Here is a 25392-nt window from a genome sequence, read left to right on the forward strand (position 1 = left end):
CGAGCTGTTTGGATTACGAAAGGTAAGGATAACATTGTTTGTGGCGAAGACGAGGGCAGCTAGGCCCTCACCCCCATTTTTTAGGCAGCTTCGCTCAATTGTGATCGGCCAAACCGGATATGAAACCGGTTCAGTCGAGCCAGGCCGGCACGGAATCGAGGGCGATCAGCTCTTCATAGGTGCCGCGCGGGCGGATGACGTGGAACTTGTCACCCTTGACAAGCACTTCCGGCACCAAGAGGCGCGAGTTGTAAGTGCCTGCCTGCACCGCGCCATAGGCCCCGGCGGAGCTGACGGCGATCAGATCGCCCGGCTCAGGGGGCGCCATTTCACGATCCAGCGCCAGATAGTCGCCGGTTTCGCAGACCGGGCCTACAATATCGGCCTTGATACGTGGCGCGTCCTCGGACGGCTGCACCACCGGGCGAATGCCGTGATAGGCCTCGTAAAGCGTCGGACGGATAAGATCGTTCATCGCGCCGTCGACGATTACGAAAGTCTTGTCACCGCCATCCTTCACATAGATGACTTCCGTCACCAGAATGCCGGCATTGCCGACGATCAGGCGGCCCGGTTCGGTAATGATCTTGCAGTTGAGGCTTTTCAGCTCGTTCTTGACGATATGCGCATAGGCATCCGGCAGCGGCGGCGGATTGTTGTCCTCGCGATAGGGAATGCCGAGACCACCGCCAATATCGACGTGGCTGATCGCATGACCATCCCCGCGCAGCGCCTCGACGAGTTCGCGCAGCAGCCGGAAGGCATCCTCGAAAGGCTGCAATTCGGTGATCTGGCTGCCGATATGCATGTCGATGCCGGTGACTTGGATGCCGGGCAAAGTGGCTGCATGGGCGTAAACCGCCCGCGCCCGCTCATAGGAAATGCCGAACTTGTTTTCCTTCTTGCCAGTGGAAATCTTGGCGTGGGTGCCCGCATCCACATCCGGATTGATACGGAAGGAGACATGCGCTCGCTTGCCGGCTTTGACGGCGCGCAGGTTGAGGACTTCCAGTTCCGGCTCGGATTCGATATTGAAACAGTAGATGCCCGCTTCCAGCGCGTAATCCATTTCCGCGACCGTTTTGCCGACGCCGGAAAACATGATGCGGCTTGCCGGCACACCGGCGGCAAGCGCGCGGCGCAATTCGCCGCCGGAGACGACGTCGATACCAGCGCCGAGCTTTGCCAGGGTCTTCAGCACCGCCTGGTTGGAATTGGCCTTCATGGCGTAACAGACCATGGCGTCCACATCCGCGAAAGCGCCTGAGAACACCTTGTAGTGGCGCTCCAGCGTCGCAGTCGAATAGACATAGAATGGCGTGCCGACCGCCTTGGCGATCTCGGGCACGGGCACGTTTTCGGCGTGCAGCACGCCGTCGATATAGCCAAAATGGTTCACGGCTTTTTACCCGTCAGAGAAGCTTGTCGAGGATGAACGGTCGTTCTGCCGTTACCGGCTTCGTCTCCGTTCCGTCGGCATTGCGCTTGTTGCGCATTTCAACCGGCGTGCTCGGCGGATCAATGTCGCCCTTTCGCCCGCAGGCGCTGAGAACGAGGCTGACGGCGAGCGTCATGCCGATGGGAACGATGAGTTTGCGCGCGGTTTTTGAAAGCATGAGCCTGTCCAAAGGAAATATGTGCCTCTCTGATAACGAAAAACAGGGCGCTTGTGCACCCTGTTTCTTGTGATCGCAGCGTAACGTGAATTTATCAGTTACGTCCACGCCACCAGGCAATCTGCTTCCTCACTTCCGAAGGAGCGGTGCCGCCAAAGCTTGTGCGGCTGGCGACCGATGCCTCGACCGAGAGAACGTCGAAAATACCGTTGGTGATATCGGGGTGGATGGCCTGCAACTCCTCGAGCGAAAGATCGGCCAGATCACAGCCCTTCTTTTCCGCCAGCGCCACGGCATTGCCGGTCACATGGTGCGCGTCGCGGAAGGGCAGGCCCGCCTCGCGCACCAGCCAGTCGGCGAGATCGGTGGCTGTGGAATAGCCCGAACCAGCCGCCGCACGCATGCGGTCTTTGCGCACTTCAAGGTCGCGGATCATGCCGGTCATGGCGGCAATCGCCAGTTCCAGGCTTTCTGCGGAGTCGAAAACCTGTTCTTTGTCTTCCTGCATGTCCTTGGAATAGGCGAGCGGCAGGCCCTTCATGACAGTCAGAAGGGCGACCAGCGAGCCGTTGATGCGGCCGGTCTTGGCGCGCACCAGTTCGGCGGCATCCGGGTTCTTCTTCTGCGGCATGATCGACGAGCCGGTGGAGAAGGCGTCCGACAGGCGGATGAAGCCGAATTGCGGCGTCGACCAGATGACGATCTCTTCGGCGAGACGCGACAGATGTGTGGCGCAGATCGAGGCGATCGACAGGAATTCCAGCGCGAAATCACGGTCGGACACGGTGTCGATGGAATTGCGGGTCGGTTCGCGGAAGCCGAGCGCCTTCGCCGTCATGTGGCGGTCGATGGGATAGCCGGTGCCGGCAAGGGCGGCTGCGCCGATCGGGCTTTCGTCCATATGCTCGATGGCGTGGCGCACGCGGGCGCGGTCACGGCCGAACATTTCCACATAGGCCATGCAATGGTGGCCAAAAGTGACGGGCTGAGCCGTCTGCAAATGGGTGAAGCCGGGCATCACGGTATCGGCGTTTTCTTCGGCGCGGTCGAGGAAGGCGGCGATGAGGGCGGTCAGCATGCCCTCCGTCTTCTGCAATTCTTCCTTGACCCAGAGGCGGAAATCGAGCGCCACCTGGTCGTTGCGCGAACGGGCGGTGTGCAGGCGGCCGGCGGCGGTGCCGATGAGGGTGGCAAGCCGCGCCTCGATGTTCATGTGAATATCTTCGAGCTTGCGCGAAAATTCGAAGGTGCCGGCTTCGATCTCTGACAGGATCGTGTTCAGCCCCTCGATGATCTTGTCTTTATCTTCCGTCGAAATAATGCCTTTAGATGCCAACATGGTGGCATGCGCCATAGAGCCGCGGATGTCCTGGGCGTAAAGCTTCTTGTCGAAGCCGATGGAGGCATTTATCTCTTCCATGATGGCTGATGGCCCGGAAGCAAAACGTCCGCCCCACATCTGGTTGGAGGATTTCTGATCTGTGCCGTCAGCCATGTTCGCAGTGCCCTGGAGTATTCGATGACAGAAAAAAGGCCGTTCAGGCTTCCATCCGCCAAATTGGTTGCAATTGCTGCCGTTGCCGGTGTCGTGTTTGGCGCGGGCGCGGTCTGGTTCAGGCATATTGGGTCTGAGAGCCCGGTTCAAGGGGCAGCGGTCGCTGACGCCGGTTTATGTGAGGGTGCTGCAAACCGCATCGCCTCGCTGAAACCTTTTCTGAAGGGGCAGGTGGCCGCCATGTCGGCCGCGGACAGGCCGCGTGTCGTCCCGCTGTCCTTCAAGGGCCCGGAGGCACAGGATATGACGCTTGCCGATCTCAAGGGCAAGGCGGTTCTTCTGAACCTCTGGGCTACGTGGTGTGTGCCATGCCGGGAAGAGATGCCGGCGCTGAACGCGCTTGAGAAAGAAAAAGGCGGCAATGATTTCGAGGTGGTCACCGTCAATATCGACATCGGCGCGGACGAAAAGCCGAGAGTCTTCATGGACGAATACAAGATCGATGCGCTGAAGCTTTACCGCGACAGTTCCATGGGTGTGTTCAACACGCTGAAAAAGGAAGGCCTCGCCTTCGGCCTGCCCGCGACCATGCTGCTCGACGAAAACGGCTGCCTTCTCGCTGCCATGAATGGCCCCGCGGCGTGGGATAGCGAAGATGCCAAGGCGCTGGTATCGGCGGTGAAGGCCAGATAGTTCGTAAAACGTGGCGGGAGGGGTTTCCCTCCCTCATCCAGCGTCCGGGGAGATGCCCGCTTAGCGCGTCGGAACCGGCGTCTCGCCGCGATAGTCGTAAAAGCCGCGGCCGGATTTGCGGCCGAGCCAGCCGGCCTCGACATATTTAACCAGCAGCGGGCAGGGGCGGTATTTGCTGTCGGCCAGCCCGTCATGCAGCACCTGCATGATCGACAAACAGGTGTCGAGACCGATGAAGTCGGCAAGCTGCAGCGGACCCATCGGGTGGTTGGCACCGAGCCGCATGGCGGTGTCGATGGCTTCCACCGAACCGACGCCTTCGTAAAGCGTATAGATCGCCTCGTTGATCATCGGCAGCAGGATGCGGTTGACGATGAAGGCCGGGAAATCTTCGGCGACGGTGATCGCCTTTTCCAGTGTCCGCACATAGTCCTTGGCCGCGTCGAAGGTTTTTTCGTTGGTGGCGATGCCGCGCACCAGTTCCACCAGCTTCATGACCGGCACCGGGTTCATGAAGTGGATACCCATGAACTGTTCGGGACGGTCGGTCGCAGATGCAAGGCGGGTGATGGAAAGCGACGAGGTATTCGTGGCGAGCAGCGCCTCCGGTTTCAGGACCGGGCAGACCTGCGCATAAATCTTTCGCTTGATCTCCTCGTTCTCGGTCGCTGCCTCGATGACGATATCCATCGGCGCGAGATCGTTGACGTCAGTCGATCCGCTGATCAGCGCCAGCGCCTGCTTGCGGGCGTCGTCGGATAGTTTGCCGTTGGTCACCTGGCGGGCGAGGTTACCGTTTATCGTGGCAAGCCCGGCTTCGATGCCCTCCTTGGAGAGGTCGTAAATATGGACTTTGTAGCCCGCCAAGGCGGAAACATGCGCAATGCCGCACCCCATCTGACCGGCTCCGATGATACCGATATTCTTAAAGGGGGCGGTCATATGTAGTTCTCCTGTGTGGCTTGGTCTGCGTCATTGGCGGCGATGTTACGCATCTGGCCGGAAAAGAGAAGGCGGCGCGTTCAAAAAACGCGCCGCCTTGCCCAGTTGCTTAAAATTACAGTGCCTTTTCGAGCTCTGGCAGGGCCACGAACAGATCAGCGACGAGGCCGTAATCGGCAACCTGGAAGATCGGTGCTTCCTCATCCTTGTTGATGGCGACGATGACCTTCGAGTCCTTCATACCAGCCAGATGCTGGATGGCGCCCGAAATGCCGGCAGCAATATAAAGCTGCGGCGCAACCACCTTGCCGGTCTGACCCACCTGCCAGTCGTTCGGCGCATAACCGGCATCGACTGCCGCACGGCTCGCGCCAACGGCGGCCCCCAGCTTGTCGGCGACGGGCAGGATGACTTCCTTGAACTTTTCCGAGGAGCCAAGCGCGCGGCCGCCCGAGATAATGATCTTGGCAGAGGTCAGTTCCGGACGGTCGGACGAGGCCAGCGCATCGGAAACGAAGCTGGAAAGGCCGGGGTTTTCGGCCGCACCGATGGTTTCAACCGCTGCCGAACCGCCTTCGGCTGCTGCCGCAAAAGCGGTTGGGCGCACGGTGATGACCTTTTTGGCGTCAGTCGCCTGCACCGTCTGGATGGCGTTGCCGGCATAAATCGGGCGCTTGAAGGTGTCAGCGGAGACCACCTCGATGATTTCCGAGACCTGCGCCACGTCGAGAAGCGCTGCCACACGCGGCAGCACGTTCTTGGCAGATGCGGTGGCAGGTGCGAGGATGACATCATAGGAAGGTGCAAGCGAGATGATCAGCGCCGCCAGCGGTTCTGCCAGCGAATTGGCATAGGAGGCGTCATCAGCGAGCAGTACCTTGGATACGCCGGATAGTTTCGCAGCCGCATCCGCAGCGCCCTTCGCGCCGGAGCCGGCGACCAGTACGTGGACGTCGCCGCCGATCTGGGTTGCTGCCGTCAGCGTCTTGCCCGTCAGGTCGGAAAGGGTTGCGTTGTCGTGTTCTGCCAGAAGAAGAATGGCCATAATATAATCTCCCTTTTCCGAAACCTTAGAGGACGCCGTCAGCTTTGAGCTTTTCGACCAGCTCGGCAACCGAGCCGACCTTGATGCCGGCCTTGCGGCCCGCAGGCTCCTCGGTCTTCAGCACCTTCAGGCGTGGCGAAACGTCGACGCCGAAATCGGCCGGTGCCTTTTTGTCGAGCGGCTTCTTCTTCGCCTTCATGATGTTCGGCAGCGAAGCATAACGCGGCTCGTTCAAACGAAGATCGGTGGTGACGACGGCGGGAAGCTTCAGCTCCACGGTCTGCAGGCCGCCATCAACTTCACGCGTCACGGCAACCTTGCCGTCGGACGGCACAACCTTGGAGGCAAAGGTGCCCTGGCCCCAGCCGAGAAGGGCTGCCAGCATCTGGCCGGTCTGGTTCGAATCGTCGTCAATCGCCTGTTTGCCGACGATGACGAGACCGGGCTGTTCGGCCTCCGCCACGCCCTTCAGCAGCTTGGCGACGGCGAGCGGCTCCACCGCTTCGTCGGTCTCGATCAGGATGGCGCGGTCAGCGCCCATGGCAAGCGCCGTGCGCAGCGTTTCTTCCGCCTTGGCCGGGCCGATGGAAACGACCACAACCTCTTCGGCCTTGCCGGCCTCTTTCAAACGAAGCGCCTCTTCCACCGAGATTTCGTCGAACGGGTTCATCGACATCTTCACATTCGCAAGCTCAACGCCCGAACCATCCGATTTCACGCGGATTTTCACGTTGTAATCGACGACTCGTTTAACGGGGACAAGGATTTTCATCGGCGGCTTTCCTCAAACTCCTGTCCGCTTGGTGAATAGACCGCGCGGACCTCCAAAAACAGGTTGGCGACATGGATAAGCATTTTTCCCGCAAATACAACGGAGCAATGTTCATTATCACATGCACGTAAGGCATATCTTACGTTGACGTTCACGTAAATACTTCATCTCTTCGTCATGGGCTTATCCGCCCCCGTCATAGCCTCGTTCGATTTGCGACAACCCTGCCGTTTGCGACGGATTCTTGAACTGCGCCGCCCTTGGCGGAACAATGGTGCGGTCGAACAGCGGAACGCCCGGCCTGCGCATGAAAAGCACCATGACGGCACCTGCCAATATGCCGCCCACATGCGCGCCCCAAGAGACGTTTTCGTCCAGCCCGAGCGCCAGCATCAGGAACTGCTGGCCAATCCACAGCGCCAGCGGAATGAAGGCGGGCAGGGGCAGCGGAATACGCATGAAGACCAGCACCCAGACACGCACCTTTGGATGCAGCAGGAAATACGCCGCGACGACACCGGAAACCGCACCCGACGCGCCGATCAGCGGTCCCTCAGAGGTGGGGCCGACAAAACCGTGCAGCAGCGCACCGGCGATGGCGCAGGCGAGATAAAAAATCAGGAAGCGGAAATGGCCGAGCGCGTCCTCGACATTGTCGCCGAAGACCCAGAGGAACAGCATGTTGCCGGCCAGATGCCAGAAATCGAGATGCAGGAACGCATAGGTGACGACGGTCAGATCATCAGGCACTACCTGCAGGGCCGGCTCGAGATAGGCGTAGTCGAACACCACGGCGGGAATGAAGCCGAGGCCGAGTGCGGCGGCATTGGCCTGCACGTCGCTGGCCAGCACGCCGGTAAACAGCCAGACCAGCACATTGACCACGATCAGGCCGATCGTGACATATTGCACTCGGATATGTTTGAGGGAATTCGCATCGTGCAGCGGTATGAACATCGAATGCCCTTTGATGGAACAGTTGTCAGCGGTTCTTGCCGGGAACCCATAAAATATCGGCCTTGCCTGTGTCATTGGCGAAACGGGCGGCCACGAACAGGAAGTCGGACAGGCGGTTGGCATATTTGATGGCCGCCGGGCTGACGATCTCGTTTTCGGTGACAGAAAGCGCCACCATCAGCCTTTCCGCCCGGCGGCAGATCGTGCGCGCCATATGCAGATTGGCCGCTGCCGCGGTGCCGCCGGGCAGCACGAAGGAAGTGAGCGGGTCAAGCGCGACGTTGATTTCGTCGATTTCGTTTTCGAGCCGGGTAACCTGGCTTTCGACGATGCGCAGTGGCTCGTAGGACAGCGGCTCGCCATTGTCCGGTGTGGCGAGATCGGCACCGAGATCGAAGAGGTCGTTCTGGATGCGGAACAGCATGGCGTCGAGCTTTTCGAGCCCACCCGTGTGCAGTCGTACCACGCCGATGGCCGAATTGGTCTCGTCCACCGTGCCATAGGCCTCGACGCGCAGATCGTGCTTCAGGCGGCGCGGGCCGGAAACCAGCGCCGTCGTGCCCTTGTCGCCAGTGCGGGTGTAGATCTTGTTCAGCTTGACCATGTCAGCGGCCGCCGCCGGTGAGCCAGAGCGTCAGCATGATCAGCACGATGGCTATGGCTTGCAACAATAGACGAAGCTGCATCAGCTTGTTGGACCGGTTGGCGTCCTGTCCCTTCAGCATGTTGAAAAGGCCACGTATCAGCACGATGACGACAAGGCCCATGACGATAAGGGCCAGAACACTGGTGAAGCCGGACATTTAGGGGTTACTCCTCCTCAATCGAATCTGCGCAGCAGACGATAGAACAGTCCGGCAGGCAAGAGCCGTTTCAGCAACAGCCCCTGTTTGGCTGGAACGGTGACGGGATAATGCGGTTTTGGCTTCGCGGCGGTCAGGGCGTGTTTCAGCACGGCATAAACGGCCTCGGGGCCAAGCTTGTGGCGGTTGACTGGGCCTGAGCCATCCATGCGCGCCAGCTGGCGTTTATATTCCACCGCATGGGCTGAATTTTCCAGATCGATCTTGTCCCTGACATGGGCAAGCGCCGTCGCCGTGAATTTCGAGGCGATCGGACCGGGTTCGATCAGGCTCACATGGATGCCACTGCCCTGAAGTTCCATGCGCAGGGTCACGCCCAGCCCCTCGATCGCGAATTTCGAGGCGGTGTAGGCGCCACGATACCGATAGGGTACGAGGCCGAGAATGGAGGAGCAATGCACGATACGGCCTGAACCACGTTTGCGCATGAAGGGAATGACCCGCCGTGTGAGATCGTGCCAGCCGAAGACATTGGTTTCGAACTGCGCCCGCAGCGCCTCCACCGGCAGATCTTCCACCGCACCGGGCTGGCCATAGGCGCCGTTGTTGAACAGGGCGTCGATGCGGCCGCCGGTCCGGGCTGCGACGGTATCCACCAGCGCGGCAATGGTCTCGGGTTTGGTGTAGTCCATGATCAGGGTTTCGATACCCTGATTTTCAAGCGCGGCCATGTCGACGATGCGGCGCACGGTGGCAAAGACCCGCCAGCCGTCCCGGTGGAGCGCGCCGGCGCAATAAGCGCCGATGCCCGAGGAACATCCGGTGATGATGATGACGGGTTTTTCAGACATCTGCCGCTCCGGGAAGCCGAATGGTGTTCTGGCCCGATGGTCCGGCCCGCGAAAATTGAATTGCGCAAAATTCGTGCCCCGGCGGGAACCGAAAGACGGGTTTGCGCGCTGTACAAAGCAAAGCTGATTTCCCATATTCGGCTCGAAGTTACAAATGAAATGCCGATGAATGGAGGTGACATGGTTGCCGCAGTGCGCCTGGCAGGCAAGGTTGCCTTCGATGCCTATTCCCATTTCGCCGAGGACGACGGCTGGGCGATGGCGAGCCATATGGCGCTCTCCATTCTGCTCGCGCTTTTCCCGTTCCTGATCTTCGGCACGGCTCTGGCCGGTTTTCTGGGGGCCGACCAGTTTTCCGAAACGGCGGTGCATCTGATTTTCGATACCTGGCCGGAGGCGATTGCCGGGCCGCTTGCCGCGCAGGTGCAGCAGGTGCTCACCATTCCGCGCGGCGGGCTGCTGACGATCTCGGTGCTGGCCGCCGCCTATTTCGCCTCCAACGGCGTCGAGGCGCTGAGAATTTCGCTGAACCGCGCCTATCGCGTCACCGAAACGCGCTGGTGGTACATCACCCGCCTGCTCAGCCTGCTTTATGTGCTGATTGCGGTGGTGGTCTTCACCGGCATCAGCATCGTGCTCGTTGCCGTGCCGGTCGCCACCTCCTTTGCCGAACAGCGGTTTCCGTGGTTGACGGATATACTGAACACAGTCTCCAACCTCGGCCTTTACGGCACCATCGTCGTGCTGACGGCGGGGCTGGTGGCGGCGCATCTGTGGCTTCCGGCCGGAAAGCGGCGCATCTGGGACGTCTGGCCGGGTATCCTGCTGACGATGATCTTCTGGGTCATCGGTGCGGCGATCTTTGCCTATTATCTCTCCACCTTTGCCAATTATGCGGCCACCTATGCGGGTCTCGCCTCTGTCATGGTGGTTCTGGTGTTTCTTTATATGGTCGGCGTCATCTTCATGCTCGGTGCGGAGGTCAATGCCGCGCTCATGAAATACAAGGTGCGGCAGATCATCCGCCGCAATATCGGCAGCAACGGTGCTCGCCGTGAGCGGGCGTTAGAGGAGGCCGACAAACCGGCGGATATCTGAGGGTGTCACCCCGTCCGCGCGAAGGGCGGAAAGCCCGGTGCTACCTTCACTTTTTGAAAGCTTGCGCCCATCCGCGCCGAGGATCAGCCGGTGATGATGATAGGTGGGTTGCTGCAGGTCCAGCAGGTGCTGCAGCAGCCGGTGGATGGCGGTTGAGTGGAACAGGTCCATGCCGCGCACCACGTTGGTGATGCCCTGCAGCGCATCATCCACCACAACGGAAAGATGATAGCTCGAGGGCGCGTCGGAACGCGACAGCACGACATCGCCCCACATCGCTGGCAGGGCCTCGACTTGCCCCGTCTCGCCATCGCCGCTCTCCTGCCAGAACAGGGGGTTATCGGCGGCGCGGATCGCCTTTTTCATGTCAAGCCGCCAGGCATGCTGCCGACCGGAGGCAAGCAGCGCTGCCCGTTCCGCCTCAGGCCTTTCGCGGTCCACGGATGGATAAAGCGGTGCGCCATCCGGATCGCGAGGCCAGAGCCTGCCATCGGCCTCGAAGGCCCTGACGATCGCTCTGGTTTCTCCACGGCTCAGAAAGGCAGGGTAGGCAAGGCCGGCGTCGATCAGTCTGTCCAGCGCCACCCGATAAGCATCGAAATGGTCCGATTGACGCCTGACAGGTTTTTCCCAGCCCAGCTCCAGCCAGCCGAGATCATCATAGATCGCCTGCTCCAGTTCCGGCGTGCAGCGCGTCTGGTCGATATCCTCGATACGCAGCAGAAAGAGGCCGCCATTGTCCTGCGCCATATCATGGTTCAGGAAGGCGGAAAGCGCATGGCCGAGATGCAGCAGGCCGTTGGGGCTTGGCGCAAAGCGGTAAACCGGTTTTTGACGGAGAGGCGAAGGCATGGTTTCTTCTGCCATGTTTTAAAGCACCCCGCCAGCCGGCTGCGTGCGGGGCGGATACGGAATGCGAAGATGAAAATCATTACCAGAATGGATGATATCAACGAAGGGCTGGAGCATCTGGCCCGCCTCGATCCTGCGCTCGGCCTCGTCATCGAAAAAGCCGGCCCGCTGGAACTGCGCATTCATGAGCCCGGCTTTGCCGGCCTTGCCCATATCATCGTCTCGCAGATGGTGTCACGCGCCAGCGCCAATGCCATCTGGGCGCGTGTCCTTGCCGGCACCGACGGGGTGGTCACGGCGGAAAATTATCTGGCCGCACCGGAGGAGCTGCGCGCCACTTTCGGCCTTTCCCGTGCCAAGGCGACGACGCTGGAAGGGCTGGCGCGTGCCGTCACGGAAGCGCAGATCGATCTGGACGGCGTGGTGCGCAAGGAGCCGGGAACTGCCCTTTCTGAACTGGTAGCGCTTCGTGGTATCGGCCCATGGACGGCAGAGGTCTATCTGATGTTCTGCGGCGGGCATCCGGATATTTTTCCGGTGGGGGATGTGGCGCTGAGATCGGCAGTGGCGCATGCGCTTGATCTGGAAGTGAGGCCGGAAGCGAAATGGTTGGCGGAGCGGGCGACACTCTGGTCGCCGTGGCGCTCCGTCGCCGCCCGGCTTTTCTGGGGCTATTATGCCAACATCATGCGCCGCGCCATGGTGCCGCTGCCATGAGCGGGCTTTGAAGGCTAAAAATCTGCGATGCTGTAGGGCAATGCGCCGCGCGAAAGGTGGTCGAATTGCAGTTTGCGTTTCAGCGGCGGTACGGCGCGCTGCACGCAATCCACCCTTTCGCAGACCCGACACGAAATACCGATGGGTTTGAAGGAGCCTGAATTGCCAAGATCGAGCGTATCGGCATAAACGAAATTCTGCGCGTGGGAAATTTCGCAGCCGAGTGCAATCGCATAACGCGGCCTCTCGGTATTGAAACCGGCGCCGGCCTTCTCGATCTGGGTGGCAATGGAAAGATAGCGCACGCCGTCGGGCGTTTCCGCCAGCTGCCGCACGATCCTGTCGGAGCTTTCGAAAGCCTGATGGATATTCCACAGCGGACAGGCCGCACCGAACCGGGCAAATTGCAGCCGTGTGGCGCTGTGGCGTTTGGTGATGTTGCCGGCCCGGTCGATCTTGGCGAAAAAGATCGGTACGCCTTTCATGCCCGGCCGTTGCAGCGTGCTGAGCCTGTGCGCCACCTGTTCGAGGCTCGCGCCGAAACGCACCGCCAGAAGCTCGAGATCGTGGCGAAGCTCCTGCGCCGCCCGGTGGAATGGGCCATAGGGCAGGATGAGGGCTGCGGCGAAATAATTGTGCAGCCCGATACGACAGATTTCGGCCGCTTCCGTATTGCGGAAACCGGCGTCGGCCAGCAGCCTGTCTATCGAAGCGCCGGCGTGAAGCTGGGCGATCTGCAACGCCAGCTGAAAGCTGCGGGTCGGTGCGGCCATGTAGGAGCTGAGGGCGAGGGTTTTGCCGGCAGGGTCGAAATGCCGGATCAGGCCGCCCGCCGCCTCGGTTCTTGTGATGTGGATGCCGTAACGGTTCCTGAGATGCGCGGCGAGAATTCCGTAGGTCTCGCCGCCTTCTATTTCCAGTTCTTCCGCCAGCTGCTCGGCCAGAAGATCGATCTCGGCGACGTAATTGTCGACGAAGTGGAAGAAATCGCGCACCTCCTCATAGGGGGTTCTTTCCACCTGCGCGGTTCCTCGGCCAAGTCGGTCGTCCAGCTGCACCAGCTGTTCGCTGTTCTGCCGGTAAGCCTGATGGGCGCGCAGCAGTGCATGGGCAAAACCCGGCGCGTTCTGGGCAATCAGCTTCAATTCCTGAAGCCCCGGTTCGTAATTCATGAACAGCGGGTCTTTCAGCGCCTCGCGCACGGCGGAAACCAGCCGGTCGTTTTCGCCGGTCGCCAGTTCCGCCATGTCCAGCTGGAATTTCTCCACCAGCGTCACCAGAACGCTGGCCGAAACCGGGCGCTGGTTATTCTCGATCTGGTTCAGGTAACTTGCGGAGATGCCCAGCCGTTCGGCAAATTGTGCCTGCGTGGCGCGGACATTTTCGCGAAGGCCGCGAACCTTGCGGCCGATGAAGAGTTTTTCCGTCGCCATGTTGCAACTTTGCAAAATTTAATATTGCAAATATTTATGGCACGCATACGCGCACGATCAAGGCTTCTGGACGACTATTTTCTGGGCTATGGATCGTAATAACAACGCATGGAGGAAACATGCCCGGCATTCTGGAGCAGTTGGAAACGCGGCGGGAAGAGGCGCGGCTCGGCGGTGGCGTCAAGCGCATCGAGGCGCAGCATGCCAAGGGCAAGCTGACGGCGCGCGAGCGCATCGACGTGCTTTTGGATGAGGGCTCCTTCGAAGAATACGACATGTATGTCACCCACCGGGCGGTGGATTTCGGCATGGCGGGCCAGAAGATCGCCGGCGACGGCGTCGTTACCGGCTGGGGCACCATCAATGGCCGGCAGGTCTATGTGTTTTCCCAGGATTTCACCGTGCTTGGCGGTTCGCTCTCGGAAACCCACGCCCAGAAGATCTGCAAGATCATGGATATGGCGGTCAGGAACGGTGCGCCGGTGATTGGGCTTAACGACAGCGGCGGCGCGCGTATTCAGGAAGGCGTCGCTTCGCTCGGCGGTTATGCCGACGTCTTCAAGCGCAATGTCGTCGCCTCCGGCGTCGTGCCGCAAATCTCCGTTATCATGGGGCCATGTGCCGGTGGTGCGGTCTATTCGCCTGCCATGACGGATTTCATCTTCATGGTGCGCGACACCTCTTACATGTTCGTCACCGGGCCGGATGTAGTGAAGACGGTGACGAACGAAATCGTCACGGCTGAAGAGCTGGGTGGGGCCTCTACCCATACGAAAAAATCCTCCGTCGCTGACGGCGCTTACGAAAATGACATCGAAACGCTGGAACATGTGCGGCTGCTGTTCGATTTCCTGCCGCTGAACAACCGCGAAAAACCGCCGGTCCGCCCGTTCCATGACGATCCGGCGCGGCTGGAAGCGCGGCTCGATACGCTGATCCCCGACAGTTCCAACAAGCCCTATGACATGAAGGAACTGATCCACGCGCTTGCCGATGAGGGGGATTTCTTCGAGTTGCAGGAAGCCTTTGCCCGCAACATCATCACCGGCTTCATCCGTCTCGAAGGCCAGACGGTGGGGGTTGTCGCCAACCAGCCGATGGTGCTGGCCGGTTGCCTCGATATCGACAGCTCGCGCAAGGCCGCCCGTTTCGTGCGTTTCTGCGATGCCTTCAACATTCCGCTGCTGACGCTGGTGGATGTGCCGGGCTTTCTGCCGGGAACGGCACAGGAATATGGCGGCGTCATCAAGCACGGCGCGAAACTTCTCTTCGCCTATTCGGAGGCGACGGTGCCGATGGTGACGCTGATTACGCGCAAGGCCTATGGCGGCGCTTATGACGTGATGGCTTCGAAACATATCGGTGCGGATGTGAATTACGCCTGGCCGACGGCGGAAATCGCGGTCATGGGCGCCAAGGGTGCGGCGGAAATCCTCTATCGTTCGGAGCTTGCCGATCCCGAGAAGATCGCCGCGCGCACGAAGGAATATGAGGAGCGTTTCGCCAATCCCTTCGTGGCGGCGGAGCGTGGTTTCATCGATGAGGTGATCATGCCGCATTCCTCGCGCCGCCGCATCGCTCGTGCATTTGCCTCGCTGCGCAACAAGAGTGTCGAAACCCGCCGGAAGAAACACGATACTATTCCGCTCTGATCCGCTGCGGGGCTGGAAAAATGCTTCGGCCACCTTACTATAATGATGTTCAGGCGCCCGGATTTTCGGATGCCCTCCCGAAACGCACAAGGACTGATTTTTATGGCCGAAAATTCTTCCGCAGATAATTTCCCCGCCGGATATGAAGTGCCCAAGGTCTGGACCTGGGACAAGGGTAATGGCGGCCAGTTCGCCAGCATCAACCGTCCGATTGCCGGTCCCACCCATGAAAAGGAACTGCCGGTCGGCAAACATCCGTTGCAGCTTTATTCGCTGGCGACGCCGAATGGCCAGAAGGTTTCCATTATGCTGGAAGAATTGCTGGCCGCCGGCCACAAGGGCGCCGAATATGATGCGTGGCTGATCAAGATCGGCGAAGGCGACCAGTTCGGTTCCGGTTTTGTCGCCGTCAACCCGAATTCCAAAATCCCGGCGCTGATGGATCATTCGACATCAGAGCCGACGCGGGTTTTCGAAAGCGGTTCGATCCTCGTTTATCTCGCGGAAAAATTCGGCGCTTTCCTGCCCAAAGAGGGTAATGCCCGCACGCAGGCGCTGAACTGGCTTTTCTGGCAGATGGGCTCCGCCCCCTTCCTCGGCGGCGGTTTCGGGCATTTCTATGCCTATGCGCCGGTGAAGATCAAATACGCCATCGACCGTTATGCCATGGAAGTTAAACGCCAGCTGGACGTGCTGGACCGGCATCTCGCTGAAAACCGTTATCTGGCCGGTGACGAATACACGATTGCCGACATGGCCGTCTGGCCGTGGTATGGCAAGATCGCTCTCGGTCAGGCGTATGGCGATGCCGGTGCTTTCCTTGAAGCAGACGGCTATAAGAACGTCATGCGCTGGACGCTTGAAATCGGCGAACGCCCGGCGGTAAAACGCGGCGTGATCGTCAACAAGACCTCGGGCGATCCGTCCGAACAACTGCATGAACGCCACGATGCCTCCGACTTCGAGACGAAGACGCAGGACAAGATCGGCAAGGCATAACGAAAAGCTGGAGCGCTTCTGGTTTTACTGAAACCTTGGAAGCGCTCTCATTATTTGAATTTACGCATTTTACTGGAAATGCTTCTGGAAGGACTAGAGATGGCGAACCTGCCCGAAATGACCAAACACAAGGGGTTTCCCTCCGGCATGCCAAGCACGGGCGTCCAGTTCACCATCCGCCGCGCCAACCCCAAAGGGGTAACGCCTGTCAAGATGATACCCCGCCGGGCGCGCGACGACTCCAAGGAACACCGCATCGACGCCGCTTTCCTGCATTCGCTCTGGCACCATTTCGGTCCGGAACCGTTTGAGCGCGGCAATCTCGACGCTGCCCGCCTCAGCCTGCTGTTCGGCCGTGAGGTCTTGCCAGCGGAGAAGAATTTCGATCCGTTGTCCTATCAGGCGATGCTTGTCATCGACGAACGCGTCGCCCGGCAGAATTTCCCGGAATCGTTTGAGAATTTTTTCGAGATTTGAGGGTGCTGTCATCCGCCAGCGGGGAATGAAATTCGATGTCGACGGCTACCAGCAAGTTCCTGAGTTATGTTCTGCGCCATGCGCCTGAAAGTATTGACCTCACTCTGGATAATCAGGGTTGGGCGGATGTCGCAGACCTGCTGGCAAAAGCCAATGCGAGTGGCACGCCGCTCGATGAGGCAGGCTTGCTTGCGGTCGTCGCAGAAAGCGACAAGAAACGCTTCACGCTCTCGGAAGACGGTCGCCGCATCCGGGCGGCGCAGGGGCATTCCGTGAAGGTCGATCTTGGCCAACCGCCTGTTGAGCCGCCGCCGCAATTGTTTCACGGTACGGCGACCCGTTTTCTCGAACCCATCCTGCGGGAAGGCCTGCACCCGGGGCAAAGGCAACAGGTTCATCTTTCCGTTGACCGGGCGACCGCGCTTGCCATCGGACAACGGCATGGAAAGCCTGTGGTCCTTGTTGTCGATGCCGCTCAGATGTTTGCGGATGGTTGCCGTTTCTACCTGGCCGATAACGGCGTTTGGCTGACGGATGCCGTACCTTTTTCGTATCTGACCGTGTCTGCGGATTCCTTAGCGGAAAGCGACAGGTGACGGGGTGAAGTTTGATAATGGAGGAGGGAGGCAAAATGGGTGTCGGCATATTTCAGATTGATATGGATTGGCTGCATCGCTGGCTGCGGCAGCGGCGTCTTCCTGGCTCCGGTAGGGCATCCGGCAACCGTAACCTGAAACCCAGGCTGACACCGGAGGCCGCGCGGCAGGATCATCGGCAGATGCTGCACTTCATGGCGTTCAATGCGGCGGTTGGTGTTTTGATCGGTATCTGCGTCGGTGCGGCACTGATCTTTCTCGATATTGGCGGTTTGGGCGCGCGGATCGGCCGTGCCGCAAATCCTGTCGTGCCCGTGCTGCTGGTCGTCGTGCCCATCGCATCGTTGTTCGGTGCCGCGGCCGCTGCCTCCGCGATCTTGCTGATGCCCTATGAGAAAAAATTTCGCGACGATGATGACGATGCGAGGGGAGAATAACCGCATGATCAAGAAAATCCTCATCGCCAATCGCGGCGAGATCGCCTGCCGGGTGATCAAGACGGCTAAGAAAATGGGCATTGCCACCGTCGCAGTCTATTCTGATGCGGATGCCAATGCGCTGCATGTGAGACAAGCGGATGAAGCCGTTCATATCGGCCCGGCCCCTTCGTCGCAGTCCTATATCGTCATCGACAAAATCCTGGAGGCAATCGCAAAAACCGGGGCGGATGCGGTACATCCGGGTTACGGGTTCCTGTCGGAAAATGCCGCCTTTGCCGAGGCGCTCGAGAAGGTGGGCGTCATTTTCATCGGCCCGCCCGTCGGCGCCATCAAGGCGATGGGCGACAAGATCACTTCGAAAAAACTCGCCGCGGAAGCGGGTGTTTCCACCGTTCCCGGCCATATGGGGCTGATCGGCGATGCCGAAGAGGCGGTGAAGATTGCGTCACAGATCGGTTACCCTGTCATGATCAAGGCCTCTGCCGGCGGTGGTGGCAAGGGCATGCGCATCGCCTTTAACGACGCCGAGGCACGTGAGGGTTTCCAGTCCTCGAAGAACGAGGCGAAATCCTCTTTTGGCGATGATCGCATCTTCATCGAGAAATTCGTCACCCAGCCGCGCCATATCGAAATTCAGGTGCTTGGCGACAAGCACGGCAACATTCTTTATCTCGGTGAGCGCGAATGCTCGATCCAGCGCCGCAACCAGAAAGTTATCGAGGAAGCGCCGTCGCCATTTCTGGATGAGGCGACACGAAAAGCCATGGGCGAAGAGGCCGTCGCGCTGGCAAGAGCTGTCGGCTACCATTCGGCCGGAACGGTGGAATTCATCGTCGATGGCAACCGTAATTTCTATTTTCTGGAAATGAATACCCGCCTGCAGGTGGAGCATCCGGTCACGGAACTCGTCACCGGCATTGATTTAGTCGAGCAGATGATCCGTGTCGCGTCTGGTGAAAAGCTGTCCTTCGGGCAGGCGGATGTGAAGCTGAACGGCTGGGCGATCGAAAGCCGGCTTTACGCCGAAGACCCCTATCGCAACTTCCTGCCCTCCATCGGCCGTTTGACGCGGTATCGCCCGCCGCAGGAAGGCAAGCAGGAAAACGGCACCGTCATTCGCAACGATACCGGCGTTTTCGAAGGCGGCGAGATATCGATGTATTACGATCCGATGATCGCCAAGCTGTGCAGCTGGGGCAAGGACCGCGAAACGGCAATCGACGCCATGGGAGAGGCGCTGGACCTTTTCGAGGTGGAGGGTATCGGCCACAACCTGCCGTTCCTGTCGGCCGTCATGCAGCATGAGCGTTTTCGCGCCGGGCGCCTGACGACGGGCTTTATCGCGGAAGAATTTCCGGAAGGCTTTTCCGGCGTCGAGCCGGATGACGCCGCTGCGCGAAAACTTTCCGCCATTGCGGCTATTATTCAGCAGCGGCTGCAGAACCGCGCGGTGGAAATTTCCGGCACCATCGGCAATCATCGCCGCATCGTCGGTCAGGACTGGGTCGTGTCGTTTGGCCCTTCCCGTCACCGGGTCGGCGTTGAAACCGGCGCGAATGGCACTGCGATCCGTTTTGAGGACGGTGCGGCGTTGACAGTCGATACCGGCTGGCTTCCCGGCCAGAGGCTGGGGCTGTTCACGGTGGCGGGCGAGGTGATCGCCGCCAAGGTCGATCTTGCCGGGGCCGCGATCCGTCTTCGCTGGCGGGGCATGGATGTTGTCGCCCGCGTACGCAGCCCACGCGTGGCGGAACTGGCGCTGCTGATGCCGGAAAAACTGCCGCCGGATACTTCGAAACTGCTGCTCTGCCCCATGCCGGGCGTCATCACCGGCGTCACGGTGAGCGAAGGCGACGAGGTGGAGGCCGGTCAGGCGCTGGCAACGGTGGAGGCCATGAAGATGGAAAACATCCTGCGTGCGGAAAAACGCGGCCGCGTCGCGAAGGTTTCGGCGAAACCGGGCGATAGCCTTGCCGTGGATGAGGTGATCCTTGAATTCGAGTGATGGCCGCTGCCGTTTTTCCGGAACGCATGTGGGCCGGAGCGGTTTACGAGGTCGGACCTGCGGGCGGATCGTTCGATTTTTGTCACGATCACCCGTCACAGTACTAAAATGAAATGCAGAAGGGGAGAGATGCATGTCGGGTGAAAAAACGGTGCGGGATTGGCTGCAGCTTGCCGAAAAGGAGCTGAAGCGGTCACCGGAAACACTCGTCTGGCACACGCCTGAAGGCATCGAGGTGAAGCCGCTCTATACGGCCGACGATCTGCAACAGGTTTCCCATCTCGAAAGCCTGCCGGGCTTTGCGCCGTTCACGCGCGGCCCGCGTGCCACCATGTATGCCGGGCGGCCCTGGACCATCCGTCAATATGCCGGTTTTTCCACGGCGGAAGCCTCGAACGCTTTTTACCGCAAGGCGCTCGCCGCCGGCCAGCAGGGCGTGTCCGTCGCCTTCGATCTTGCCACCCATCGTGGTTACGATAGCGACCATCCGCGGGTAGAAGGCGATGTCGGCAAGGCTGGCGTGGCGATTGACAGCGTCGAGGACATGAAAATCCTGTTCGACGGCATCCCGCTCGAAAAAGTCTCGGTATCGATGACCATGAATGGTGCGGTCATTCCCGTGCTCGCCAATTTCATCGTCGCTGGCGAGGAACAGGGCGTTTCCCGCGAAAAACTTTCCGGCACCATCCAGAACGATATCCTCAAGGAGTTCATGGTCCGCAATACCTATATCTATCCGCCCGAACCTTCGATGCGGATCATCGCCGATATCATCGAATATACCGCGAAAGAGATGCCTAAATTCAACTCCATCTCGATCTCCGGTTATCACATGCAGGAAGCCGGCGCGACGCTGGTGCAGGAGCTTGCCTTCACGCTGGCGGATGGCCGGGAATATGTTCGGGCCGCGCTTGCGAAAGGGCTGAATGTCGATGATTTCGCCGGTCGCCTGTCGTTCTTTTTCGCCATCGGCATGAATTTCTTCATGGAAGCGGCGAAGCTGCGCGCCGCCCGCTTCCTCTGGTCGCGCATTATGGAAGAGTTCAAGCCGCAAAAGGCCTCGTCGCTGATGCTGCGCACCCATTGCCAGACCTCCGGCGTGTCCTTGCAGGAGCAGGATCCCTATAACAACATCGTCCGCACCGCCTTTGAGGCCATGTCCGCCGTGCTTGGTGGCACGCAGTCGCTGCACACCAATTCCTTCGATGAAGCGATTGCCCTGCCGACTGAGTTTTCTGCCCGCATCGCCCGCAATACCCAGCTTATCCTCCAGCATGAAACCGGCGTCACAAAAGTCGTCGATCCGCTGGCCGGCTCCTATTACGTCGAAAGCCTGACCGATGAGCTGGCGCAAAAGGCCTGGGCGCTGATCGAGGAAGTCGAGGCGCTTGGCGGCATGACCAAGGCCGTGACGGAGGGGCTGCCGAAGCGGCTGATCGAGGAGGCCGCGACACGCCGACAGGCAGCGGTGGACAAAGGGGAAGAGGTCATCGTCGGGGTCAACCGCTACCGGCTGGAGACGGAAGAGGATATCGACGTCCTCGATATCGACAACGCCGCCGTGCGCGCCGCGCAAATCCGCCGGCTTGAGGACACCAAACGCCGCCGGGATGGCGGGGATGTTTCCAAGGCGCTGGCCGCACTGTCCGAGGTCGCGCGCAGCGGTAAAGGTAATATTCTCGAAGCCGCCGTCATTGCCGCCCGCGCCCGCGCCACGGTCGGCGAGATTTCCGATGCGCTGCGCCTGGCCTTCGGCGATCACGCCGCCGTGCCGGAGGTGGTGAGCGATATTTACGGCGAGGCCTATAAAGACGAGCCGGAGCTGGCCACGCTCGCCGCCCGACTTTCCGGCGTTGCGGAAAGGATCGGCACCAAACCGCGCATCATGGTCGCCAAGCTTGGGCAGGACGGGCATGATCGCGGTGCGAAGGTCATCGCCTCCGCCTTCGGTGATATCGGTTTCGACGTGCTGGCGGGGCCGCTGTTTCAGACACCCACTGAGGCGGCCGATCTTGCCGTTAAAAGCAAAGTGCATGTGGTCGGCATGTCGTCGCTCGCAGCTGGCCACAAGACGCTGGCGCCGCAGCTGGTCGAGGCGCTGAAACAGAAGGGTGCGGGCGATATTATCGTCGTCGTCGGCGGCGTCATTCCGCGGCAGGATTACCAATTCCTGCTCGACCACGGGGTTTCGGCAATCTTCGGACCGGGCACCAATGTCATGGATGCCGCCAACAAGGTCCTCGACCTGCTGGAAGGCATCAGGCGCAACGCATGAGGGAAAGACACCCATGTTCGGAAGATTGAACCACGTCGCCATCGCGGTGCCGGATCTGGATGCCGCCATTGCCCGTTACAGGGCGCTGGGCGCAGATGTCTCGGAGCCGCAATCCCTGCCCGAACATGGCGTGACCGTGGTGTTCATTCAGGCTGACAATACCAAGATCGAACTCCTTCATCCGTTCGGGGAAAATTCGCCAATCACCGCCTTCCTCGACAGGAACCCGGCTGGCGGCACTCATCATCTGTGCTTCGAGGTGCCGGATATTCTGGTAGTGCGCGACGATCTCGTCAAAAAAGGCATCCGTGTTCTGGGTGATGGCGAGCCGAAGATCGGCGCGCATGGCAATCCCGTTCTTTTCCTGCACCCGAAAGACATGGGCGGCGTGCTCTATGAGCTCGAGCAGGTTACCCCGACACACGGCTGAAACACAGAGCACCTAAGACGCTGGCCATGCGGTGAACGGTGAGCAGCCGCCGACCGCTTTTGCCAAAACGTGTTTCGTTTGTTTTCTTTTGACATTCGTTTTGTTTTCGTTTTTATGGCAATTGTCTTTCAACGATGGGGATACGATCCCCTGCGCTGTCGTGGAGGCTCTATGTCCGGCGAGACCATTTTCGATCTTTTTGTCATCGGTGGCGGCATCAATGGCTGCGGCATTGCCCGCGATGCGGTGGGCAGGGGTTATTCCGTGGCGCTTGCGGAAAAGGGCGATTTTGCCTCCGGCACGTCTTCGGCTGCCACCAAGCTCATTCACGGCGGTCTGCGTTATCTCGAACATTACGAGTTTCGTCTGGTGCGCGAATCCCTGATGGAGCGGGAAATCCTTTGGGCCATGGCGCCGCATGTCATCTGGCCGATGCGCTTCGTTCTGCCCATCCAGAAAGGCGGTATACGCCCGGCTTGGATGGTCCGGCTCGGCCTGTTTCTTTATGACAATCTCGGCGGCCGCAAGCTCCTGCCAGCGACCCGCACGCTCGATCTACGGCAAGACCCGGCCGGCAAGCCATTGAAACCGGTTTTCGCCAAGGCTTTCGAATATTCCGACGGTTGGGTCGACGATGCCCGTTTCGTGGTCCTGAACGCCCGCGACGCGGCGGATCGTGGCGCCACGATCATGAACCGCATGCGGGTCGTCTCCGCAAAACGTGAAGGCGGCCTCTGGCTCATCGAGACGCTGGACGAAAAAACCGGACATTCCGCCACGCACCGGTCGCGCATGCTGGTCAATGCTGCCGGCCCATGGGTGGACACTGTGCTGTCCGGCGTCTTTGGCCGTAAGGATGTTCACAATGTCCGCCTCGTGCAGGGCAGCCACATCATCGTGCGCAAGAAGTTCTCCGATCCGCGCGCCTATTTCTTCCAGAACCCGGACAACCGCATCATCTTCGCCATTCCCTATGAGCGGGATTTCACGCTGATAGGCACAACGGACCGTGATTATCAGGGCGACCCCGCCAAGGTTCGCATCTCGGAGGAAGAGATTTCCTATCTCTGCAATGCGGCAAGTGACTATTTCAGCGAAGCGGTAAAGCCGGAAGACATCGTCTGGACCTATTCGGGCGTGCGGCCGCTCTTCGATGACGGCGCCTCGAAAGCGCAGGAAGCCACACGCGACTATGTGCTGAAGGTGGAAGAAGGCGAAGGCGAAGCGCCGCTTCTCAACATTTTCGGCGGCAAGTTGACCACCTATCGGCGGCTGGCGGAACATGCGCTGGAAAAGATCGGCACGGCAATCGGCGAGAAGGGCAAGCCGTGGACGGCTGGCTCCCACCTGCCCGGCGGCGATTTCGGTGTGGAGCGCTATGAAAATCAAGTGAGAGGGCTGATCGACCGCTATTCCTTTCTTGACCGCCGCCATGCGGAACGTCTCGTCAGAAATTACGGCACCAAAGCGGTAGATCTGCTCGGCCCGGCCACCGATGTGCCCGGCCTCGGCCGCCATTTCGGCGGCACGCTTTACGAATGCGAGGTTCGCTTTCTGGTACAGCAGGAATGGGCCTGCACGGCCGAGGATATTCTCTGGCGGCGCACGAAGCAGGGCCTGTTGCTCAGCAAGGAACAGGCGGCCGGTCTGGATGAATTCGTCCGGCTTTTGACGGGCGCCGAGGAAGAAACTGCAGCCGTGGCGGAGCGGGCCTGAGCCTTCAGCAATTGCCCGTCAGTTCCCCGAATGTCTCGCCGGCTTCGGGGAGGCCTTCAACGGTTCGCAATCGAGCTTTCACGTCGTCTCATCCGACTTCAGTTTCGCCAACCCCTTGCTTTCCTTCTTAAGCGGTCGGCCAACGGGGCAGACGTCCTGAACGAAGCTGTTGAGTGTGTTCACCAGCTTGTTCGGTGTCAGCGAATAGCGAATGAACTGGCCTTCGCGCTTGCCGGAGATCAAACCGGCGGTTTCCAACACATTTAGATGCTGTGAGATGGAAGGCTTTGACATGTCAAAGCGTGCAGCAATTTCCCCGGCCGTAAGGTCCGTATGGGAGAGATAGGCCAGGATTTTGCGGCGTGGGGCGGACGCAAGTGCCTCGAAGACAAGCTGCATGGGCGGAGTCGTTACCTGTTCTGCCAGCATGTTGGAATCATTTTCCTGCCCAGTCACATCGTCCTGCCTTTCATTGGCAATTCACAAATATCGGCGCTTGAGTTAATTAGCTAATTGCCTAATTATAAAAATCAATTACAAAGGTAATTAGCTTATAGACTAAATAAATATCATTTGGTGGCTGGCGAGGCAAGCGTGCGCACGGCATGGAAAGGATATTGTGATGGTGGTTTCCACAGGACGCATGATCTCGCAACCGCTTTCCGATGCAAGCGAAGGGCGGGTATGCTGGATGCCAGCAAAGTCGCTCTGGACCGGGTCAATGATAGCGGCGGCGGTGATGCTCGGACCGCTGACATTTTCCTGGAGCAGTTTCACTCTGTTCGTTGTCATGACCGTGATCACCATCTGCGCCGGGCATTCAGTGGGGATGCACCGGCTGCTGATCCACCGCTCGTTCCGCACCGGCAAGGCTGTTGAGCGCCTGCTGGTCTATCTTGGCACGCTGGTCGGCATGGCTGGGCCGTTTGGCATGATTTACGCCCATGACATCCGCGATTGGGCTCAACGACAGACGAAGTGCCATGATCTTTACGCGCACCGGCGTTCCTTTTTCGTTGATGCTTGGTGGCAGATGCATTGCGCAGTCATACTGAAGCATCCGCCAACGTTCGTTATTGAGCCGGAGGTTGCGAATGACGGGTTTTACCAGTTCCTGGAGCGGAGCTGGATGGCGCAGCAACTCTCCTTGATGTTGTTGTTTTATCTCCTCGGTGGCTGGAGCTGGGTGGTGTGGGGCACTGCGGTGCGCATTTCGGTTTCATTGATTGGGCATTGGCTTGTTGGCCATTTCGCACATCGCGGAGGACATCAGGGATGGGCAGTCGATAATGTCGCCGTGCAGGGCTACAATATTCCCACAGCAGCAGTGGTCACTTTCGGCGAGTCCTTTCACGGCAACCACCATGCCTTTCCTGAGTCGGCCCGGCTTGGGCTGGAGCCGGGACAAGTTGATCTCGGCTGGAATTTTATCCAGTTGCTGATGTGGCTTGGGATCGCCAGCGGAGTTAAATTGCCGGAAAATACGATGCATCGCGAAGGCCTGCGCCGCCTTTAGGGAGGTGGCTGT

At 59.7% G+C, this 25392-nt stretch carries 26 protein-coding genes; 13 read left to right on the forward strand and 13 right to left on the reverse strand.

Annotation, left to right across the window (positions count from 1 at the left end):
* Window positions 1-130: 130 nt before the first annotated feature.
* From lysA to argH, 3 genes are all read right to left on the reverse strand, one after another.
* Complete coding sequence (gene lysA, locus JZX89_RS05245; protein WP_207133301.1) at window positions 131-1399, reverse strand: diaminopimelate decarboxylase; 1269 nt, start codon at window positions 1397-1399, stop codon at window positions 131-133.
* Window positions 1400-1412: 13 nt separating this feature from the next.
* The gene (gene lptM / locus JZX89_RS05250) at window positions 1413-1616 is read right to left on the reverse strand and encodes an LPS translocon maturation chaperone LptM (protein ID WP_207133302.1); all 204 of its coding nucleotides are present in this window, start codon (window positions 1614-1616) and stop codon (window positions 1413-1415) included.
* A gap of 94 nt (window positions 1617-1710) precedes the next feature.
* Complete coding sequence (gene argH / locus JZX89_RS05255) at window positions 1711-3111, reverse strand: argininosuccinate lyase (protein ID WP_174010063.1); 1401 nt, start codon at window positions 3109-3111, stop codon at window positions 1711-1713.
* A gap of 24 nt (window positions 3112-3135) precedes the next feature.
* Between argH and tlpA the strand changes: the two genes are divergently transcribed.
* Window positions 3136-3804, forward strand: a complete 669-nt coding sequence (gene tlpA / locus JZX89_RS05260; protein ID WP_207133303.1) for a thiol:disulfide interchange protein TlpA — start codon at window positions 3136-3138, stop codon at window positions 3802-3804.
* Window positions 3805-3864: 60 nt separating this feature from the next.
* Here the strand turns inward: tlpA and JZX89_RS05265 are convergent, their stop codons facing one another.
* The 7 genes from JZX89_RS05265 to JZX89_RS05295 all read right to left on the reverse strand — a co-directional run bounded on the left by JZX89_RS05265 (window position 3865) and on the right by JZX89_RS05295 (window position 9174).
* Window positions 3865-4746, reverse strand: coding sequence for a 3-hydroxybutyryl-CoA dehydrogenase (locus tag JZX89_RS05265; RefSeq protein ID WP_207133304.1), 882 nt, complete (start codon window positions 4744-4746; stop codon window positions 3865-3867).
* Window positions 4747-4861: 115 nt separating this feature from the next.
* Window positions 4862-5791: an electron transfer flavoprotein subunit alpha/FixB family protein gene (locus JZX89_RS05270; RefSeq protein WP_174373805.1), complete on the reverse strand. Its 930-nt coding sequence runs from the start codon at window positions 5789-5791 to the stop codon at window positions 4862-4864.
* 25 nt (window positions 5792-5816) lie between these two features.
* Complete coding sequence (locus JZX89_RS05275) at window positions 5817-6563, reverse strand: electron transfer flavoprotein subunit beta/FixA family protein (protein WP_149899431.1); 747 nt, start codon at window positions 6561-6563, stop codon at window positions 5817-5819.
* Between the two features lie 183 nt (window positions 6564-6746).
* Window positions 6747-7520, reverse strand: a complete 774-nt coding sequence (locus tag JZX89_RS05280; protein ID WP_207133305.1) for a rhomboid family intramembrane serine protease — start codon at window positions 7518-7520, stop codon at window positions 6747-6749.
* A gap of 25 nt (window positions 7521-7545) precedes the next feature.
* Window positions 7546-8124 carry a cob(I)yrinic acid a,c-diamide adenosyltransferase gene (locus JZX89_RS05285; RefSeq protein ID WP_207133306.1) on the reverse strand — a complete coding sequence of 193 codons (579 nt, stop codon included), beginning with the start codon at window positions 8122-8124 and terminating at the stop codon, window positions 7546-7548.
* 1 nt (window position 8125) lies between these two features.
* A complete protein-coding gene (locus JZX89_RS05290; protein WP_046799819.1) occupies window positions 8126-8323 on the reverse strand; it encodes a twin transmembrane helix small protein in 198 nt (65 codons plus the stop codon).
* Window positions 8324-8340: 17 nt separating this feature from the next.
* Window positions 8341-9174 (reverse strand): SDR family oxidoreductase, encoded by an 834-nt coding sequence (locus JZX89_RS05295; RefSeq protein WP_207133307.1) that lies wholly within the window; start codon window positions 9172-9174, stop codon window positions 8341-8343.
* A 180-nt stretch (window positions 9175-9354) separates the two neighbouring features.
* Between JZX89_RS05295 and JZX89_RS05300 the strand changes: the two genes are divergently transcribed.
* Window positions 9355-10272: a YihY/virulence factor BrkB family protein gene (locus JZX89_RS05300; protein ID WP_149899427.1), complete on the forward strand. Its 918-nt coding sequence runs from the start codon at window positions 9355-9357 to the stop codon at window positions 10270-10272.
* On the opposite strand, the gene gluQRS is transcribed toward JZX89_RS05300, so the two are convergent.
* On the reverse strand, window positions 10240-11139 hold the full coding sequence (gluQRS, locus tag JZX89_RS05305; protein WP_207133308.1) for a tRNA glutamyl-Q(34) synthetase GluQRS: 900 nt from the start codon (window positions 11137-11139) through the stop codon (window positions 10240-10242). The genes JZX89_RS05300 and gluQRS overlap by 33 nt on opposite strands.
* A gap of 54 nt (window positions 11140-11193) precedes the next feature.
* Here gluQRS and JZX89_RS05310 point away from each other — a divergent pair, with 54 nt between their 5' ends.
* The gene (locus JZX89_RS05310; RefSeq protein ID WP_207133309.1) at window positions 11194-11841 is read left to right on the forward strand and encodes a DNA-3-methyladenine glycosylase family protein; all 648 of its coding nucleotides are present in this window, start codon (window positions 11194-11196) and stop codon (window positions 11839-11841) included.
* A 14-nt stretch (window positions 11842-11855) separates the two neighbouring features.
* Here JZX89_RS05310 and JZX89_RS05315 read toward each other — a convergent pair whose 3' ends face one another.
* On the reverse strand, window positions 11856-13274 hold the full coding sequence (locus JZX89_RS05315) for a helix-turn-helix domain-containing protein (RefSeq protein WP_207133310.1): 1419 nt from the start codon (window positions 13272-13274) through the stop codon (window positions 11856-11858).
* A gap of 119 nt (window positions 13275-13393) precedes the next feature.
* Here JZX89_RS05315 and JZX89_RS05320 point away from each other — a divergent pair, with 119 nt between their 5' ends.
* The 9 genes from JZX89_RS05320 (at window position 13394) to JZX89_RS05360 (ending at window position 23864) form a co-directional block, all read left to right on the forward strand.
* Entirely contained in the window at window positions 13394-14926 is a 1533-nt protein-coding gene (locus JZX89_RS05320; RefSeq protein ID WP_207133311.1) for an acyl-CoA carboxylase subunit beta, read from the forward strand.
* A 102-nt stretch (window positions 14927-15028) separates the two neighbouring features.
* Window positions 15029-15925, forward strand: a complete 897-nt coding sequence (gene yghU / locus JZX89_RS05325; RefSeq protein ID WP_207133312.1) for a glutathione-dependent disulfide-bond oxidoreductase — start codon at window positions 15029-15031, stop codon at window positions 15923-15925.
* Window positions 15926-16024: 99 nt separating this feature from the next.
* Window positions 16025-16402, forward strand: coding sequence for a hypothetical protein (locus JZX89_RS05330; RefSeq protein WP_149899423.1), 378 nt, complete (start codon window positions 16025-16027; stop codon window positions 16400-16402).
* 35 nt (window positions 16403-16437) lie between these two features.
* Window positions 16438-16998, forward strand: coding sequence for an RNA 2'-phosphotransferase (locus JZX89_RS05335; protein WP_207133313.1), 561 nt, complete (start codon window positions 16438-16440; stop codon window positions 16996-16998).
* A gap of 35 nt (window positions 16999-17033) precedes the next feature.
* Entirely contained in the window at window positions 17034-17435 is a 402-nt protein-coding gene (locus tag JZX89_RS05340; protein ID WP_207133314.1) for a hypothetical protein, read from the forward strand.
* Between the two features lie 4 nt (window positions 17436-17439).
* The gene (locus JZX89_RS05345) at window positions 17440-19443 is read left to right on the forward strand and encodes an acetyl-CoA carboxylase biotin carboxylase subunit (protein WP_207133315.1); all 2004 of its coding nucleotides are present in this window, start codon (window positions 17440-17442) and stop codon (window positions 19441-19443) included.
* 133 nt (window positions 19444-19576) lie between these two features.
* Window positions 19577-21718 carry a methylmalonyl-CoA mutase gene (gene scpA / locus JZX89_RS05350; protein ID WP_207133316.1) on the forward strand — a complete coding sequence of 714 codons (2142 nt, stop codon included), beginning with the start codon at window positions 19577-19579 and terminating at the stop codon, window positions 21716-21718.
* Window positions 21719-21731: 13 nt separating this feature from the next.
* Entirely contained in the window at window positions 21732-22148 is a 417-nt protein-coding gene (gene mce, locus JZX89_RS05355; RefSeq protein WP_207133317.1) for a methylmalonyl-CoA epimerase, read from the forward strand.
* A gap of 171 nt (window positions 22149-22319) precedes the next feature.
* Window positions 22320-23864 carry a glycerol-3-phosphate dehydrogenase gene (locus JZX89_RS05360; protein WP_207133318.1) on the forward strand — a complete coding sequence of 515 codons (1545 nt, stop codon included), beginning with the start codon at window positions 22320-22322 and terminating at the stop codon, window positions 23862-23864.
* A 78-nt stretch (window positions 23865-23942) separates the two neighbouring features.
* Here JZX89_RS05360 and JZX89_RS05365 read toward each other — a convergent pair whose 3' ends face one another.
* Complete coding sequence (locus JZX89_RS05365; RefSeq protein ID WP_236776607.1) at window positions 23943-24293, reverse strand: metalloregulator ArsR/SmtB family transcription factor; 351 nt, start codon at window positions 24291-24293, stop codon at window positions 23943-23945.
* Window positions 24294-24483: 190 nt separating this feature from the next.
* Here JZX89_RS05365 and JZX89_RS05370 point away from each other — a divergent pair, with 190 nt between their 5' ends.
* On the forward strand, window positions 24484-25380 hold the full coding sequence (locus JZX89_RS05370) for an acyl-CoA desaturase (protein WP_207133319.1): 897 nt from the start codon (window positions 24484-24486) through the stop codon (window positions 25378-25380).
* Window positions 25381-25392: the final 12 nt, after the last annotated feature.

Origin of the sequence: Agrobacterium burrii (genome assembly GCF_017313405.1) — a bacterium.
Lineage (GTDB): Bacteria > Pseudomonadota > Alphaproteobacteria > Rhizobiales > Rhizobiaceae > Agrobacterium > Agrobacterium burrii.